At 33.4% G+C, this 1,008-nt stretch carries 2 protein-coding genes; both read right to left on the bottom strand.

Annotated elements, in window-relative coordinates; genetic code table 11:
- The coding region (locus tag LKD42_RS15065; protein WP_331464932.1) for a transposase at nt 1-302 on the bottom strand (302 nt) is incomplete at its 3' end.
- Nucleotides 265-909: an IS607 family transposase gene (locus tag LKD42_RS15070; RefSeq protein WP_147631140.1), complete on the bottom strand. Its 645-nt coding sequence runs from the start codon at nt 907-909 to the stop codon at nt 265-267. The genes LKD42_RS15070 and LKD42_RS15065, both read right to left, overlap by 38 nt.
- Nucleotides 910-1,008 lie beyond the last annotated feature (99 nt).

Here is a 1,008-nt window from a genome sequence, read left to right on the forward strand (position 1 = left end):
CTCGGATGTTTTTGCAAACTTTTGAAAAAGTTTTTGTAGGCTATGCAAGCATCTTTAATTGCCTGTTTGGTTACATTATTGGAAACATTTTGTAGCCACGCGTATTCAGCAGAATTCCTAAGCCTTGTAAATTCTTTTCTAAGCTCTGAATCCGAAATGAACTTGCCACCTTTTTCATAGCTATCCTTTTCCTTGGCTAAAGCCCAGTTATAAGCAAATCTTGCCGCACCTGCATATTGAAACATTTTAGTTTGTTGTACATTATTAGGTTCTAACATTACCCTTACGGCTTTTACCATCATTTTCTTCCTCCTGTATCAATTCTTGAACAAGTTTCTTAGCTTTATTCGCTCGTTTTCCTTGTAGCTTACAACTGAATACTGTGATTATTTGTACTAAATCTTCAACGAGTTCTTGTTGCTCAGATTTTTCCGTATTGTCAATAATCTCAATTTCACAGTTATATAGCGAAGCTATATATTCTACCAACTCAAAACCCAAACCTAAAAGCCTGTCTTTATACAAAACAACAACCTTTTCAACTTGATTTTGCGAAATGCGTTTGATTAGTTCCCGAAGTCCTTTTTTCTTGTAGTTAATGCCAGAACCAATATCACTTATTATCTCAAACGGTTGTCCTTTTGCCATAAGATATGTTTTCACATTATCAATCTGTCGTTCTAAATCATCCTTTTGCTTATGACTTGAAACACGACAATATCCAATTGTAATGCGATTTTTAGGCTTTACATTCATTACTTGGCTGAGCTGTTCATCAGAATAATATCTATATCCACTTATTGTAGTATGATGCGGATGAAGTTTTCCGTTAGAATCCCAATTTCGCAACGTTTGTGCAGATACACCTATAATTTTTGAAAATTCATGTATAGAATAATATTTACTCAAAGCATCACTTCCTTTCAATATTATTCTATACTAATAACCTGCAAAATTCAACAGTTGTTTATATACTTTTATAAGTTTTATTCAGCTGTTCTTTACCTC

It is taken from the genome of Hominisplanchenecus faecis (assembly GCF_020687205.1).
GTDB classification, from domain to species: Bacteria; Bacillota; Clostridia; order Lachnospirales; family Lachnospiraceae; genus Hominisplanchenecus; species Hominisplanchenecus faecis.